Annotated in this window: 16 protein-coding genes; 7 read left to right on the top strand and 9 right to left on the bottom strand. The window is 64.6% G+C overall.

Going from position 1 to position 13568, the window contains the following annotated elements:
• Positions 1-47 precede the first annotated feature (47 nt).
• The 3 genes from HELO_RS03370 to HELO_RS03380 are packed head-to-tail and all read right to left on the bottom strand — an operon-like array spanning position 48 to position 2742.
• Positions 48-773: an anaerobic ribonucleoside-triphosphate reductase activating protein gene (locus HELO_RS03370; RefSeq protein ID WP_013331393.1), complete on the bottom strand. Its 726-nt coding sequence runs from the start codon at positions 771-773 to the stop codon at positions 48-50.
• A 38-nt stretch (positions 774-811) separates the two neighbouring features.
• A complete protein-coding gene (gene nrdD / locus HELO_RS03375) occupies positions 812-979 on the bottom strand; it encodes an anaerobic ribonucleoside-triphosphate reductase (protein WP_013331394.1) in 168 nt (55 codons plus the stop codon).
• 29 nt (positions 980-1008) lie between these two features.
• On the bottom strand, positions 1009-2742 hold the full coding sequence (locus HELO_RS03380) for a ribonucleoside triphosphate reductase (RefSeq protein WP_013331395.1): 1734 nt from the start codon (positions 2740-2742) through the stop codon (positions 1009-1011).
• 361 nt (positions 2743-3103) lie between these two features.
• Between HELO_RS03380 and ubiT the strand changes: the two genes are divergently transcribed.
• Positions 3104-3676, top strand: coding sequence for a ubiquinone anaerobic biosynthesis accessory factor UbiT (gene ubiT / locus HELO_RS03385; protein WP_013331396.1), 573 nt, complete (start codon positions 3104-3106; stop codon positions 3674-3676).
• Here ubiT and HELO_RS03390 read toward each other — a convergent pair.
• Complete coding sequence (locus tag HELO_RS03390; protein WP_013331397.1) at positions 3618-4088, bottom strand: hypothetical protein; 471 nt, start codon at positions 4086-4088, stop codon at positions 3618-3620. The genes ubiT and HELO_RS03390 overlap by 59 nt on opposite strands.
• Positions 4089-4272: 184 nt before the next feature.
• Between HELO_RS03390 and HELO_RS03395 the strand changes: the two genes are divergently transcribed.
• A complete protein-coding gene (locus HELO_RS03395) occupies positions 4273-5556 on the top strand; it encodes a dicarboxylate/amino acid:cation symporter (RefSeq protein WP_013331398.1) in 1284 nt (427 codons plus the stop codon).
• Positions 5557-5686: 130 nt separating this feature from the next.
• Complete coding sequence (gene yghU / locus HELO_RS03400) at positions 5687-6556, top strand: glutathione-dependent disulfide-bond oxidoreductase (protein ID WP_013331399.1); 870 nt, start codon at positions 5687-5689, stop codon at positions 6554-6556.
• A 208-nt stretch (positions 6557-6764) separates the two neighbouring features.
• On the opposite strand, the gene HELO_RS03405 is transcribed toward yghU, so the two are convergent.
• Both HELO_RS03405 and HELO_RS03410 read right to left on the bottom strand, forming a co-directional pair.
• Positions 6765-6971, bottom strand: coding sequence for a cold-shock protein (locus tag HELO_RS03405; RefSeq protein ID WP_013331400.1), 207 nt, complete (start codon positions 6969-6971; stop codon positions 6765-6767).
• A gap of 297 nt (positions 6972-7268) precedes the next feature.
• Positions 7269-8075: an AraC family transcriptional regulator gene (locus HELO_RS03410; RefSeq protein ID WP_013331401.1), complete on the bottom strand. Its 807-nt coding sequence runs from the start codon at positions 8073-8075 to the stop codon at positions 7269-7271.
• A gap of 107 nt (positions 8076-8182) precedes the next feature.
• Here HELO_RS03410 and HELO_RS03415 point away from each other — a divergent pair, with 107 nt between their 5' ends.
• On the top strand, positions 8183-8992 hold the full coding sequence (locus HELO_RS03415) for a sulfite exporter TauE/SafE family protein (protein ID WP_013331402.1): 810 nt from the start codon (positions 8183-8185) through the stop codon (positions 8990-8992).
• Positions 8993-9059: 67 nt separating this feature from the next.
• Here HELO_RS03415 and HELO_RS03420 read toward each other — a convergent pair whose 3' ends face one another.
• From HELO_RS03420 to HELO_RS03430, 3 genes are all read right to left on the bottom strand, one after another.
• Complete coding sequence (locus HELO_RS03420) at positions 9060-9947, bottom strand: S66 peptidase family protein (RefSeq protein WP_049786184.1); 888 nt, start codon at positions 9945-9947, stop codon at positions 9060-9062.
• A gap of 134 nt (positions 9948-10081) precedes the next feature.
• Positions 10082-10402: a hypothetical protein gene (locus HELO_RS03425; protein WP_041601879.1), complete on the bottom strand. Its 321-nt coding sequence runs from the start codon at positions 10400-10402 to the stop codon at positions 10082-10084.
• 99 nt (positions 10403-10501) lie between these two features.
• Positions 10502-11371, bottom strand: coding sequence for a LysR family transcriptional regulator ArgP (locus tag HELO_RS03430; RefSeq protein ID WP_013331404.1), 870 nt, complete (start codon positions 11369-11371; stop codon positions 10502-10504).
• Positions 11372-11468: 97 nt separating this feature from the next.
• Here HELO_RS03430 and HELO_RS03435 point away from each other — a divergent pair, with 97 nt between their 5' ends.
• The 3 genes from HELO_RS03435 (at position 11469) to HELO_RS03445 (ending at position 13545) form a co-directional block, all read left to right on the top strand.
• Positions 11469-12086, top strand: coding sequence for a LysE/ArgO family amino acid transporter (locus tag HELO_RS03435; protein WP_013331405.1), 618 nt, complete (start codon positions 11469-11471; stop codon positions 12084-12086).
• Between the two features lie 162 nt (positions 12087-12248).
• The gene (locus HELO_RS03440) at positions 12249-12689 is read left to right on the top strand and encodes a DUF4399 domain-containing protein (RefSeq protein ID WP_013331406.1); all 441 of its coding nucleotides are present in this window, start codon (positions 12249-12251) and stop codon (positions 12687-12689) included.
• An 82-nt stretch (positions 12690-12771) separates the two neighbouring features.
• Positions 12772-13545: an META domain-containing protein gene (locus HELO_RS03445; protein ID WP_013331407.1), complete on the top strand. Its 774-nt coding sequence runs from the start codon at positions 12772-12774 to the stop codon at positions 13543-13545.
• The last annotated feature ends 23 nt before the right edge of the window (positions 13546-13568 follow it).

Consider the following 13568-nt stretch of genomic DNA (forward strand, 5'->3'; position numbering starts at 1 on the left):
GCCAGCGTCTGTTGACTCGGCGCATGATTGGGTGTGATTGGCCGCATTCATCGACGCAGTTCTAGCCGCTGGAAGGCGGGGCGCAGTGTCTCGACCAGCGACGCCAGGGCGTCGGCATGCCAGGGCCCGGGGCCCGGTTCGGCATAGCGGGGGGCCAGGCACTGCCCCGGGCGTGCCATTTGAATGGCATAGTGCGCAACGCCACGCTCGGCGAGTCCAAGCGCCAGTCGTTGCAGGCTTGCCAGGTCGAAGTCGTGCCAGTGCACCGTGGTGCGGCATTCGAAGCGAATGCCGCTCTCTAGCAGCAATGCCAGGCTGCGTTCATGGGCGGCCGCCATGCCGGGGCGACCCACGATGCGGTCGAAGTCGGCGCCTGGCCCCTTGACGTCCAGACCCACCCAGTCGAGCCGGGGCAGCAGTGTCTGCAAGCGGCGCGGATAGATCCCGGCGGTATGCAAGCCCACCTTGAAGCCCAGGGCGTGGACACGCTCGATGGCTTGGGCGAGATCGGCGTGCAGGGTGGGTTCGCCGCCGCTGAACACGACGGCTTCGAGCAGGCCGCGACGGCGCTCCAGAAATGCCTCGACCTCGGCCCATTCGCTTGGCTCGGCCTGTCGGGGCGCGAGCATCTGCGGGTTGTGGCAGTAGCCGCAACGTAGCGGGCATCCCTGAAGGAACACCACACAGGACAGGTGGTCGGGGTAGTCCAGGCTGGTCAGGGGCGTGAGGCCGGCCACGGCTAGCCGCGGCCGGTGGGGTGTGGCTTGTGTCATGGGCCATACTCGAGCCGGATGCCGGAGGGGCTGTCGCGTCAGGAGCCGGACGTCGCGGCGCGCTCGGTGAAGTGACGGCGCTCGCGATGCTCGGATTGCTTGCCGCGATTGAACTGGCTGATCGGGCGGTGATAGCCCATGACGCGCGTCCAGACCTCGCAGGGCTGGCGCTGATCGGTCGGCAAGGTGTCGATTCTGGATGTCATGGTCGTGCTCCGTTTCACTGGGGGAGAGGTCAGGCGGAAAGATCCGCCTGAGGCGTGCGTTTTGCCCGAAGCGCGTCGTCGCACTTCGGGCAGAACTCGTGTTCGCCGGCCAGGTAGCCGTGTACCGGGCAGATCGAGAAGGTCGGGGTGACGGTGAGGTAGGGCAGCCGGAAGCGTGACAGGGCCGTGTGCACCAACTGCTTGCAGGCCCGCGGCGAGGAGAGCTTCTCGCGCATGTAGAGATGCAGCACGGTGCCGCCGGTGTAGCGGGTCTGAAGCGGGTCCTGGTGGAGCAGCGCCTCGAAGGGGTCGTCGGTGTGACCCACGGGCAGTTGGCTGGAATTGGTGTAGTAGGGAGCTTGCGGTGTTCCGGCCTGGAGGATGCCGGGAAAGCGTTTTTGATCCTCTCTGGCAAAGCGATGGGTCGTGCCCTCGGCCGGTGTCGCTTCCAGGTTGTAGAGATGGCCGGTGGTGGCCTGGAACTCGCGCATGCGTGCGCGAACGTGGTCCAGCAGCTCCAGGGCCAGTTGCTGCCCTTCCGGGGTGGCGATGTCCAGGCGGTCGTCGCTGAAGTTGCGCACCATCTCGTTGAGGCCGTTCACGCCCAGCGTCGAGAAGTGGTTGCGCAGCGTACCCAGGTAGCGCTGGCTGTAGGGATAGAGGCCGTCGTCCATCCATTGCTGGATGCACTCGCGCTTGATCTCCAGACTGTCGCGGCCGAGTTCGAGCAGTCGATCCAGCTCGGCGAAGAGTCCCGCTCGATTGCCGGCGAAACGGTGGCCCAGGCGCGCGCAGTTGATCGTCACCACGCCCAGCGAGCCGGTCTGCTCGGCACTGCCGAACAGGCCGTTGCCACGCTTGAGCAGCTCGGTGAGGTCGAGCTGCAGCCGACAGCACATGGAGCGCACCATGTGCGGCTCCAGGTCGGAGTTAAGGAAATTCTGGAAGTAGGGCAGGCCGTACTTGGCGGTCAGCGCGAAGAGCCGCTCGGCGTTGTCGCTATGCCAGTCGAAGTCTGCGGTGATGTTGTAGGTGGGGATCGGGAAGGTGAACACCCGGCCGCGGTAGTCGCCTTCTTCCATCACCTCCAGGTAGGCGCGATTGAGCAGGTCCATCTCGGCCTGAAGTTCGCCGTAGGTGAACGCTTGTTCCTCGCCGCCGATGCTGGGGACCTGATCGCGCAGGTCCGCCGGGCAGGTCCAGTCGAAGGTGAGGTTGGTGAAGGGAGTCTGGCTGCCCCACCGCGACGGCACGTTGAGGTTGTAGATGAATTCCTGGACGGCTTGTTTCACCGTCGGGTAGTCGAGCCGGTCCTTGCGCACGAAGGGCGCCAGGTAGGTATCGAAGGAGCTGAAGGCCTGGGCGCCGGCCCATTCGTTCTGCAGGGTACCGAGAAAGTTGACCATCTGGCCCAGAGCGCTGGTGAGGTGGCGGGGTGGAGCGCTCTCCGCACGCCCCGGCACGCCGTTGAAGCCTTCGATGAGCAGGCTGCGCAGCGACCAGCCGGCACAGTAGCCGCTGAGCATGTCCAGGTCGTGGATGTGCAGGTCGCCCTGGCGATGTGCCTCGCCCACGGCGGCGGGATAGACCTCATTGAGCCAGTAGTTGGCGATCAGCTTGCCCGAGGCGTTGAGAATCAGCCCGCCCAGGGAATAGCCCTGGTTGGCGTTGGCATTGATGCGCCAGTCGGCACGCTGCAGGTATTCGTTGACGGTTGCGGCGACGTCGACGGTGTGATGGCGCGGCGTGGAGAGTCCTGTCACCGTTTGCTCCCATATATAGTGCCTGGTGGTCAAAAAGCCTGCTATATGATGTGTTGGAGCGTAGGTGCCCCGGCGCGGAAAAAACATGACGTAAGTCAGGAAAGGGGCGATTGATGGTCGAGATCGTTCTCGGTGTAGGGTGCTGACGCTGCTCGGAGCCTTCCCTCCAAGACTCAACCGGTGTTTGCCGGCGGCAACTGGTCGGCGGCGGCAATCTGCACAAGCGAGCGCGTCGGTTGGGTATCAAGTAGCGGGAACGTCCAGCCGGGAGGTAGAAGTGTGGCTGCCTTGATATAGATCAGGTTCAGGTCGCCCGTACGGTGGCACGCTTGGTGGTTGCCGCTTATCGAGGAGGGACATCATGGCGTTGCCGCTACCGTCACCGTTACTGCTCTTGCGGGCGCTGGATCAAACGGCCCCGCTGGCCGTCAAGCGTCGCCTGGTCGAGCCGCTGCTCAACCGGACCTTCGCCGAGCCGCTTGCCGAGGGAGAGTTCGATGCTCTCGAGGGGCGCCGCATCTCGCTGATGGTCGAGGACCTTGACCTGATGCTGACCCTGGGGCTCGAGGCCGGGCGCCTGGTGCTCTGCCGCGAGGCCGGCGAGGCGACCATTCGCGGCGGCTGGCGCGAGTTCCTGTGCTTGGCGACCCGTCACGAGGATCCCGATGCGCTGTTCTTCCAGCGCCGCTTGCTGATCGGAGGCGATACCGAGCTGGGCCTGACGGCCAAGAACCTGCTCGACGGCCGTGAGGAAGGACTTGCCCAGGGGCGCCTGGGCAAGTGGCTGGAGCGACTCGAGCGATGGCAGGGCCATTCCGGTGCCGCCCTGATGGGGAATCCGCCCGGGCATGACATGAGGGTGCCAGCCAGGCGCTTCATATCCAGAACCAGCCGTGGCTGCCTGCCACCGCTCCCGCGATCGTCACCAGGCTGATGGCCAGCAAGAACCAGTGGAGCCCCTGGATGAGCCGAAAGGTGGACGCGGGAGCGCGTTTCGCCCGCTCCTTGAACCAGCGATGCAAAAACAACGGCTCGAACACGAACAGCATCAGTGTGAAGATCAGCCAGACCGCGATCATGGCATGGATCCACCAGAACTCGGCTACCGCCAGGCGCTGCCAGCCGAGGACGTGCAACATGTAGAAGCCGCTGAGACCTGCCAGCAGGGTGGTGATGCGTGACTGCCAGGCAAAGCGCGCCTCCACCCGCTCGAAGAACTCCACCCGTTCCTCTTCGTGCTTGAAGCGCTTCACGGCCGGCAGCAAGACGGTCGTCACCATCGCCACGCCGCCGATCCACAGCACGATGGCCAACACATGCACGACTCGGGCCAGATAGTATTCCATGACGTTACAGGCTCCTCGATCATGGCCGCTTTCCGGGGCTGCCGGCTAATGTATAGCACAGGCGCCCGGCCGGGCGACCGAGGCTTTCCAGGTAGGGGGCTTTCTGCTGGACTGAGCACACCCATTGCACGATAGGCGTCGCGGACCTATGGTTCGCGACGCTTGTTCATTTCGAGGAGACTCCATGTTCGCCCCTCTGACATCCCTGTGGCGCGGCTATCGTGATTCGTCGCTGATCCTGCGGGTGACCCTCGCGCTGGTGCTGGGCGCCGTGGTCGGCCTGGTCGGCGGGCCGGCCGTCGGCCAGGCGCTGGCACCGCTGGGTGAGCTGCTGATGCGGCTCTTGAAATTCATCATTCTGCCTATCGTGCTGTTCACGTTGATGGCGGGCATCAATCAGGGGCAGGCCGGCCGCCTGGGGCGGATCGGCCGCAAGGTCTTCCTTTATTACCTGGTGACCTCGGCGTTGGCGATCATCGTTGGCCTGACGGTCGCCAGCCTGCTGTCGCCGGGGGAAGGCATGTCGCTGGAGGGGGCGGCCTCGGTGTCGGTGCCCGAGAATCCCGGCATTCTCTCGGTGGTGCTGGGCATCGTGCCGACCAACATCATCGGTGCCTTCGCCGAGCAGGACCTGCTCGGCATCATCTTCACCGCCCTGGTGTTCGGCCTCGCCGTGGCTGGGTTGCGGCAGTCACAGACGCATGGCGAGCTGGGCGAGCGACTGGCGGGGCTGATCGAAGCGCTCAACGTCGTGACCCTCAAGGTGATGAGCGGCATCCTGCATGTGGTGCCGGTCGGGGTGTTTGCCATCGTCGCCGGCACCGTGGCCGAGCAGGGCATGGGAACCTTGCTGTCGCTCGGCGACATGGTCGTGGTGCTTTACGTGGCGCTGGGCGTGCACTTGCTGGTCTATATCGGTTTGCTGAAAGGCTTCGGCGTGCCGCTACGGGCCTTCTTCCGCGAGGCACGCACGCCCATGGCGACGGCGTTCGCCACCCAGAGCAGTTCCGGCACTTTGCCGCTGACCCTCGATGCCGCCCGTCGCCTGGGTCTGTCACGAGGCCTCTACGGCTTCAGCCTGCCGCTGGGCGCAACGTTGAACATGGACGGGGCGGCGATCCGCATCGCCATCTCGGCGGTGTTCGCTGCCAATGTGGCGGGGGCGCCGCTGGATTTCGTCAGCATGCTGCAGGTCGTGGTCATCGGCACCCTGATCTCGGTGGGCACGGCCGGGGTGCCCGGTGCCGGCATCGTGATGATCGCCACGGTGTTCTCCCAGGTGGGCCTGCCCATCCAGGCCGTTGCCTTGCTCACGGCCATCGACGCCCTGGTCGGCATGGGCTGCACGGCGCTCAACGTGACGGGCGATCTGGTCGGCACCGCTCTGATCGGCCGCAGTGAGGGAGAGCGTATCGACGAGTCGGGAAGTGCGGAAGCCGAGGTGGTCTCGAACCCTGAAGGGCCCTGAATCTGAGTGTCCAGAATGTGGTCGAGGGGTCGAAAGGTAACTTTTAACAGGCTATCTTTCCCCTGTCGGAGGCAGACGGCGATGTGGAAATGCATCGTCGAGCCCACAACGCACTCGCACAGGAATTCCCATGAGCCAAGATACCGAGTACACCCCGCCGAGGGTCTGGACCTGGAGCCAGGCGAGCGGCGGCCAGTTCGCCAGCATCAATCGCCCGATTGCCGGGCCCACGCATGACAAGGAACTGCCGGTCGGCAAGCACCCGTTCCAGCTCTATTCGCTGGCCACGCCCAATGGCGTCAAGGTCACGGTGATGTTCGAGGAGCTGCTGGCGAAGGGCCACGAAGGGGCGGAATACGATGCCTGGCTGATCAAGATCGGCGATGGCGATCAGTTCGGCAGCGGCTTCGTCGAGGTCAATCCGAATTCCAAGATTCCGGCGTTGATGGATCACGGCACCGAGGAGCCGACCCGGGTCTTCGAGTCGGGCGCGATTCTGCTCTATCTAGCCGAAAAGTTCGGCGATTTCCTGCCGACGGACTTCAAGGCCCGTACCGAGGCGCTCAACTGGCTGTTCTGGCAGATGGGCAGCGCGCCCTTCCTGGGGGGCGGCTTCGGTCATTTCTACGCCTATGCGCCGGTGAAGCTCGAGTACCCCATCGACCGCTATGCCATGGAGACCAAGCGTCAGCTCGATGTCCTCGATCGCCATCTGGCGGAGCATCGCTACCTGGCCGGCGACGAGTACAGCATCGCCGACATGGCCAACTGGGCCTGGTATGGCCAACTGGTGCTGGGCCGTCTCTACGACGCCGCCGAGTTCCTGCAGGTGCATACCTACGAGAACGTGGTGCGCTGGGCGCGAGAGGTCGATGCGCGTCCGGCGGTGCAGCGAGGACGCATGGTCAACCGGACCTTCGGTGAGCCGGAGCTGCAGCTTCATGAGCGTCACGATGCCAGCGACTTCGAGCACAAGACGCAGGACGTTATCGGTTCCTGAGCTGCCGGACGTGCACATCGAACGCCGTGGGCCTATGGTCCGCGGCGTTTATCGTTCCAAAGAGGAGGCACGGCTCACTCGCCAGAACGACGACGCCTCCTTCGTGACGCCTGCCTATTGGGCGCACGGACACAATGAAACGGGGCCCGCATAAGCGGGCCCCGTTCAACGAACCGCGAGGGTTCGCGTGCTCTCGTGATCTCTGGGATCAGCCGAGAGCCTTGATGTTGGAGGCCTGGAGGCCCTTCTTGCCCTGGGTCACGTCGAAGGAGACGCTTTGACCTTCCTGGAGGGACTTGAAGCCTTCAGCCTGAATTTCGGAGAAGTGGGCGAACACGTCGTCACCGCCGTCGGCAGGAGAAATGAAGCCGAAACCCTTGGAATCGTTGAACCACTTGACGGTACCAGTCGTCATTTGAAAATCCTCTCGCGCTAAGCGCCTTGTAAAGTTTCTGGTATTACCCAGGATCAGTAGCGGGTACAACAAGAAATACAATTACAGGCTGTCGAAAAGAATCGAATGCTTCTGGAACCATGCTGCTTGCTCACCAACTGGCGCCACAATGTCACGCTGCACCGCCCAGGTCAAAGACTTTCGAATACTATTTTTCTGCAGATTGCCACCGGTGCCGGGCTGTTCAGCGAGCGGGTGTATCGCAGGTCCGGCCGACCGGGGCGATGCGGGTTCTCTGGAGGGCAACCTGGTTCGCCTTCAGCTATCCGCTGGCGGCTCGTTGAGGGTGTCCTGGTTCCGGGTGCGTTCGGTGAATTCCGAGGGCGATTCGCCCAGCGTCCGGCGGAACATGGTGGCGAAGGCACTAGGGCTGGCGTAACCCAGCGTCAGGGCGATGCGGGTCACCGGCACGCCGGCCGAGAGCTGTGGCAGGGCTGCCAGCAGGCAGGCTTGCTGGCGCCAGGCACTGAACGACAAGCCGGTCTGTTGCTTGAAGAAGCGGGTGAAGGTGCGATGGCTACGGTTGAGGCGCTGGGCCCAGTGCGCCGGTGAACTGCGCAGGTCCGGGCATTGCAGGAAGGCAGAGCATTGCCGCGCCAGCTCGGGGTCGCGGGGCAGGGGAGCGAAGAGCGGCAGTGTCGCGCTCTGGCGCAGTTCGTGCAGTATCAGCCGTACCAGGGCGCCGTCGCGACCTTCCACGTCGTAACGGGCGGGGAGCTCGGCCGAGGCGAGCAGTAGCTGGTGCAGCAGCGGGGTGACGAGCAGTACCTCGCATAGTGGGCCGGGCCGCGGCGCGACCGCCGGTTCGATGTACAGGCTGCGCGTGCTGACCCCGAGCATCTTCACCTGGTGCGGCTTGCCGGCGGGAATCCAGACCCCGGTATAAGGGGGTACCACCCAGGTGCCATCCTCGGTGCCGACCTCCATCAGTCCCGTCATGCCGTAGAGGAATTGGGCGCGTCGGTGGCGGTGGGTGTCGAGCAGGGTACCGGGCAGATAGTCGGTGCCGATCGCCATGACTTCTCGGGGAATGCCGTCCACATCGTCCAGGGGAATGTTGCGCATGACGTATCTCGATTGGCCTGTACGCGAGCATTATTGACCGGCTGTCGAATGTTGGCCATTTCTCGGTGGCGTACTCTGCGCTCTTATCCTGTCGATGGAGCGCAGTCATGTATTTACTGCTGCTGGCATGCGGTGGCCTGGCCGGTGTCACTACGGTGCTGTTCGGATTCGGGGGCGGCTTCTTCATGGTGCCGCTGCTGTATGCGGTGCTGTTGGCCACTCATGGCGCGGACAGTGCCGTAGGCCAAGTGGCCATGCATATCGCCGTGGCTACCTCGACCAGCGTGATGATCGTCGGCGCCGGTCTGGCCACGCGCCGTCACCATCGGGCCGGTACGCTGGACTGGCGATGGATTCGCCCGTTGGTGGGATATATCGCCATAGGGGCGATCGCGGGGGCCGCGACTGCGATGGCGATGCGTGGTGACTGGGTACGCTGGGCCTTCATCGCCTACCTGGCCATCACCATCCTCGACGCGCTGCTGCGCCCGGGGTTCCTGGCGCATACGGCGGCACCGCCTCGTACGCCGTCGAACGGCGCGATGGCTGTCTTCGGCCTGGGTATCGGAATGGTGGCGGCCCTGCTCGGGGTCGGTGGCAGCGTGATGACGGTGCCGCTGATGCGTCGTCGCGGTCTGCCGATGGCCCGGGCCACTGCGATGGCGACACCCTTGTCGCTGCCGATGGCACTCGCTGGCACCGCTGCCTACATGCTGTTGGCTCGGGGAGAGCTCGCGGTGCAGGGACCCTGGCAGGCAGGCTACGTGGATCTGCGCGCCCTTGCGGCGCTGGCGGCTGGTTCCTGGATCGGTATTCGCCTGGCGTCTCCCTGGATAGGACGACTACCCGACGGGATTCACGCCAGGGCTTATCTGGCCCTGCTGGCCGGTGTGCTGGCGACGATGGTGGCGCTCTGAGGTGAGAGGCCGGCGGTCGGCTCCGTCTACGGCCCCGCAGGGTGGTACAGCGCTGGCAGGGCGCGGGCTAGTCGTCGATGGTGAGACGACTGCCGGCGATGCGGCCGGTGGCGCCATAGCGCCAGGGGCGGTTGTGCAGGCCGTGGCCGCTCGGCAGGCCGGTGTAGAGCGGTAGCCCGAGCGGGGTCAGGGTCTCGGCGACGATGGCTTCCAGCGGCGTATCGCCGTAGGGCTGGCAGCCCTCGAAGGTGCCCAGGCACACCGCGGCGGCCCGGTCCAGGGCGCCGCCGTGCACTAGCTGCCACAGCGCACGTTCCAGGCGATAGTAGGGCTCGCCCACGTCCTCGAGGATCACCAGCGAACCGGGCGGGGCGCGAAAGCTCAGCGGAGTGCCGACCAGGCTGGCGAGAGTGGCGAGATTGCCGCCCACGACGGGCCCTTCCAGGGTGGCTGGAGCGTCCTTGTAGGGTGCCAGGGGGTAGTCGAGAGGTGTCGGCTCCTGAATCAGCGCCAGGGTCTCCTCGAACTGGCGCCGCACGATCTCGCGTTGATCGGCCTCGCCCTCGAGCACGCCGGCGGCGGCCTTGGCCACCGGCCCATGGATGGCCGGCACGCCGTGGCGGTGGCAGTGATCGAGCAGCACCGTCACGTCGGAGTAGCCGATCAGCGGCTTGTTCGAACGCGCGAGGCGCGACCAGTCGATGCCGTCGACCAACTGGGCAGCGCCGTAGCCACCGCGCACCGCCCATACCGCCCGGGTCTCGGGGTCGTCGAAGGCGGCGTGAAGCTGGGCCAGGCGATGCTCGCGGCTGCCGGCCAGGTAGCGCCTCGGCGTCTGCAGCGGCTCATTGCAGCGCACCTCGGCGCCCAGCGCCTCCAGGCCGCGGATGCCGGCATCGATGGCCTCGGGAGCGGTGTAGGACGACGGGGCGATGAGGCTGACGGCGAGCGGCATGGAAGACTCCTCGTGGGGCGAAGGGCGCAGCTCGGCATTGTCGACGGGATCCGGCCGACTGTCACGGGGTGATGGCCTGCTCGAGGGGACCTTGAGCGCCACCTCGCCTGTCGCGGGGTGGCGGGTCGTGGTCATCAGGGTTTGGGGCCGGTGGTGGCCTGTTCGAAGAGCTCCGCCTTGGCATCGCGCATGATGCCTTCGCAGGCGGCCTGTTGGGTGAGTTCGGTGAGCAGCTCCTGAGACATGACGAAGCCCTTGCCGAGGCAGTCGTCGACGTCTTCCCGCGATATCCGGGGCTCGGTGTAACAGTCGAGCTTGATCGTCCTTCCACCGCCGTCCAGGCGGTCGGCCAGTTGTCGCAGTCGCCAGGCGAGGCGAGTCTTCCAGCTGTCCGATGCTTCCGCGCCTTCGGTCACGCTCAGGGTGCAACGCCATTCGGGCTTGTAGACCTTCATGCGAACCTCCTTATCGGCTTGGAATGAATGATCGATCGTAGGGCAGGCTCCGTCCGAGGAAGAACACAGCGGCCGGCTCGGGGCCTGGCACCGTTCTGCTCAGGTTAGTTGCACCGTGCGCAGTGTGCTCGTCAGCCGCTCCAGCAGGGCGCCGCTGTGTCGCCAGAAATGCCAGTAGAGAGGAACCTCCAGGGCATGGCCCGGCGCAAGGCTGGTCAACTCGCCCCGGGCGACCGGGCCCGGCACCTGCATCATGGGCATCATGCCATAACCCATGCCGGCGCAGGCCAGGCGCACGAAGCCTTCCGATTCCGGGCAGAGGTGGTAGGGGAAGTGGCCGTGATAGCCGCACTGGGCGAGAAAGCGGTGCTGAAGCTGGTCATGGGGGCCATAGACGATGGCCGGGGCCCGACGGAAGGCCGCTTCGGTCGGGCCGTCGGGGAAATAGCGCTCGATATAGGCCGGCGTGGCCATCGGGTGATAGGTCATCTGGCCCAGCGGCACGCAGCGAGCGCCGGCAATCGGCTGGTCGCTGGCGCACAGGCAGGCGGCCACGTCGCCATCGCGTAGTCGTTTCAGTCCTACGTCCTGATCCTCGACCACCAGGTCGAGCAGTACATCCTCATTCTGGCAGAAGTCGCTGACCACCGAGGCCCACCAGGTCACCAGACTGTCGGCGTTCAAGGCGATTCTCAGGCGCGGCGTGGCGACCTCGAGGGTCGGCAGGGTCTTGCCCAGCTCGCGTTCCAGCAGGCATACCTGCTGATAATGGTTGAGCAGCCGTTGCCCGGCCGGCGTCGCTGCCAGGTGCGGATGGCGCACCAGCACGGGCTGGCCGAGCCGTACCTCCAGGGCCTTGATGCGTTGCGAGATCGCCGATTGCGAGAGCCCCAGGAGTTCCCCGGCGCGTTCGAAGCCACCGGATTCCATGACGGTGGCCAGGGCTTCGAGCAATTTGTAATCGAGCATAAGTATTATTAATACAGCATTAGGAGAATGATTTTTTAGTATATCGGCATGTCGTTAATCTGGCGTCATCTTCGGGAGCCAGTAGAGGACGATGTCGATGTTCGAGAGTTATCTGACCGGACTGGTGGTGAGCGGTGGCATCATCATCGCCATCGGCGCCCAGAATGCTTACGTATTGGGCCTGGCCGTGCGCCGCGAGTACCACTGGTGGTCGGCCGGGTTGTGCATGAGTACCGACCTGCTGCTGGTGACCGCCGGCATGTTCGGCGTCAGTGCCATGTTGCTGGCGGTGCCCGAGGCCCTGGCGGTCATGCGCTGGTTGGGGGTGGCCTTTCTCGCCTGGCTGGCGGTGCAGGGGCTTTATCGTGCCGCGACCGGGCGTCAGGGGCTGGTGCGCGACGAGACCGGAGAGCGTGGATTGGCACCTGTGCTGCTGGCCACGCTGGGCGTGACGGTGCTCAACCCCCAGGTATATCTGGATACCCTGTTGCTGATTCCCTCGGTGGGTGCGCAGCAGGAGAACGCCGCTGCCTTCGTGGCCGGTGCCGGCAGTGCCTCGGTGCTGTGGTTCAGCCTGTTGGCCTGGGGCGGTTCCCTTTTGTCGCCCTGGCTGTCACGGCCCATGGCCTGGCGTCTGATCGATGGTGGCATCGCGGTCATGATGGCCGCCATCGCCTTGCAACTGGCGGGAACCGGGGTGGATCAGTTCGTATGAGCTGTATTGCGGAGATACCGCTGCGAGTCTCGTCATTACATCAATGTCTTCTTATTTGTCGGTGTGTCGCTGCTACACTGGGAATGGCCCGGAGAGGCGGGTTCCGATCATGCCCGTCGGCGTTACGCCACGGCGGGCTCCAATGGAAGAGGAGATATCGCCATGCAACGCTTGATCACCACGATTGCCGTCTCACTGTTCGGCAGCGCCTTGATGGCATCGTCGGCCATGGCCGAGATGGAAGCCACGGCACCGGCGGAAGGCGCCGAAGTCTATTTCATATCGCCGCAGGACGGTGACACCCTGTCGAGCCCCGTCACCGTGCGTATGGGACTCGAAGGAATGGGAGTGGCACCGGCGGGTACCGAGGTCGAGAATACCGGCCATCACCATCTGCTGATCGACAAGCCGCTGGATGAGGTGGATCTTTCCGCTCCGCTTCCTGCCACCGAGCAGACGCTGCACTTCGGTGGTGGCCAGACCCAGACCACGCTCGATCTGCCGCCCGGCGAACATACCCTGCAATTGCTCTTCATGGACTATCGCCATTTCAGTTTCGATCCGCCGGTGCATTCGGAGCCCATCACCATCACTGTCGAGTGACGGCCGATGGCGGGCTGTATCGAACCTTTGGCGGCCCAGCGGTCCAAGAATCATCACACTGCCATTGCTAGGATGAACTGCCATGAAACGGATGTTTCTGTTTTGTTATTTTCTGCTGGCCGCCGTGTTCCTGGTCGGTTGTGCCGCGGCGGAGCGTTCGGGGACAGAAAAGGCCGAAGCGACGTTCGGTGAACTGCCGGCCAGTTTCCGTGGCACGCTGCCATGTGCCGATTGCCCCGGTATTCGCTACCAGTTGTCGTTGTTCGCGGATGGTGTCTATACCCTGGAAACGGTCTACCTGGGCAGTGACGAGGCCAACCGTTACCACGAGAAGGGCGAGTGGTCGCTGGATGGCGCCGGCAAGACACTGACGCTTACAGACGACGAAGGGACTCGCTTATGGCGGGTACAGGATGCCTCCACCCTGGAGGCGCTGGATCTCGAGGGCAATGAGATCGAATCCTCCCTGGACTATACCCTGAAGCGCACCGATGGCTTCGTCACCGAGACGCTGGAGGACAGTTACTGGAGGCTCGTCGAGTTGAAGGGCGAGTCCGTCGAGGCATCTCAGGGGCAGCGCGAAGCGCATCTGGTGCTGCACTCCGAGGCGAACCGGGTGGCCGGAGCCACGGGCTGCAACCAGCTATCGGGCAGTTATCGGCTGGAGGGCGATCGGCTGAGCTTCGGTCCTCTGGCGACCACTCGCATGGCCTGCATGAACGGGGCCGATGTGGAGTCGCGCTTTTTGGCGGCGCTGGAAGACACGACGTCCTACCGCGTGCTGGCCGATCGGCTGGAACTCTACGATGACGAGGGAAAATTGCTGGCGCTGTTCGCGGTGCAGCACCTCACCTGAACGCCAGCGGTCGCTCTCGACAC

It is taken from the genome of Halomonas elongata DSM 2581 (assembly GCF_000196875.2).
GTDB classification, from domain to species: Bacteria; Pseudomonadota; Gammaproteobacteria; order Pseudomonadales; family Halomonadaceae; genus Halomonas; species Halomonas elongata.

Excerpts from the sequence above, each read along its gene's own strand:
- HELO_RS03370 (WP_013331393.1), bottom strand. The coding sequence starts at position 773 with ATGACACAAGCCACACCCCACCGGCCGCGGCTAGCCGTGGCCGGCCTC.
- nrdD (WP_013331394.1), bottom strand. The coding sequence starts at position 979 with ATGACATCCAGAATCGACACCTTGCCGACCGATCAGCGCCAGCCCTGC.
- ubiT (WP_013331396.1), top strand. The coding sequence starts at position 3,104 with ATGGCGTTGCCGCTACCGTCACCGTTACTGCTCTTGCGGGCGCTGGAT.
- HELO_RS03390 (WP_013331397.1), bottom strand. The coding sequence starts at position 4,088 with ATGGAATACTATCTGGCCCGAGTCGTGCATGTGTTGGCCATCGTGCTG.
- HELO_RS03395 (WP_013331398.1), top strand. The coding sequence starts at position 4,273 with ATGTTCGCCCCTCTGACATCCCTGTGGCGCGGCTATCGTGATTCGTCG.
- yghU (WP_013331399.1), top strand. The coding sequence starts at position 5,687 with ATGAGCCAAGATACCGAGTACACCCCGCCGAGGGTCTGGACCTGGAGC.
- HELO_RS03405 (WP_013331400.1), bottom strand. The coding sequence starts at position 6,971 with ATGACGACTGGTACCGTCAAGTGGTTCAACGATTCCAAGGGTTTCGGC.
- HELO_RS03410 (WP_013331401.1), bottom strand. The coding sequence starts at position 8,075 with ATGCGCAACATTCCCCTGGACGATGTGGACGGCATTCCCCGAGAAGTC.
- HELO_RS03415 (WP_013331402.1), top strand. The coding sequence starts at position 8,183 with ATGTATTTACTGCTGCTGGCATGCGGTGGCCTGGCCGGTGTCACTACG.
- HELO_RS03420 (WP_049786184.1), bottom strand. The coding sequence starts at position 9,947 with ATGCCGCTCGCCGTCAGCCTCATCGCCCCGTCGTCCTACACCGCTCCC.
- HELO_RS03425 (WP_041601879.1), bottom strand. The coding sequence starts at position 10,402 with ATGAAGGTCTACAAGCCCGAATGGCGTTGCACCCTGAGCGTGACCGAA.
- HELO_RS03430 (WP_013331404.1), bottom strand. The coding sequence starts at position 11,371 with ATGCTCGATTACAAATTGCTCGAAGCCCTGGCCACCGTCATGGAATCC.
- HELO_RS03435 (WP_013331405.1), top strand. The coding sequence starts at position 11,469 with ATGTTCGAGAGTTATCTGACCGGACTGGTGGTGAGCGGTGGCATCATC.
- HELO_RS03440 (WP_013331406.1), top strand. The coding sequence starts at position 12,249 with ATGCAACGCTTGATCACCACGATTGCCGTCTCACTGTTCGGCAGCGCC.
- HELO_RS03445 (WP_013331407.1), top strand. The coding sequence starts at position 12,772 with ATGAAACGGATGTTTCTGTTTTGTTATTTTCTGCTGGCCGCCGTGTTC.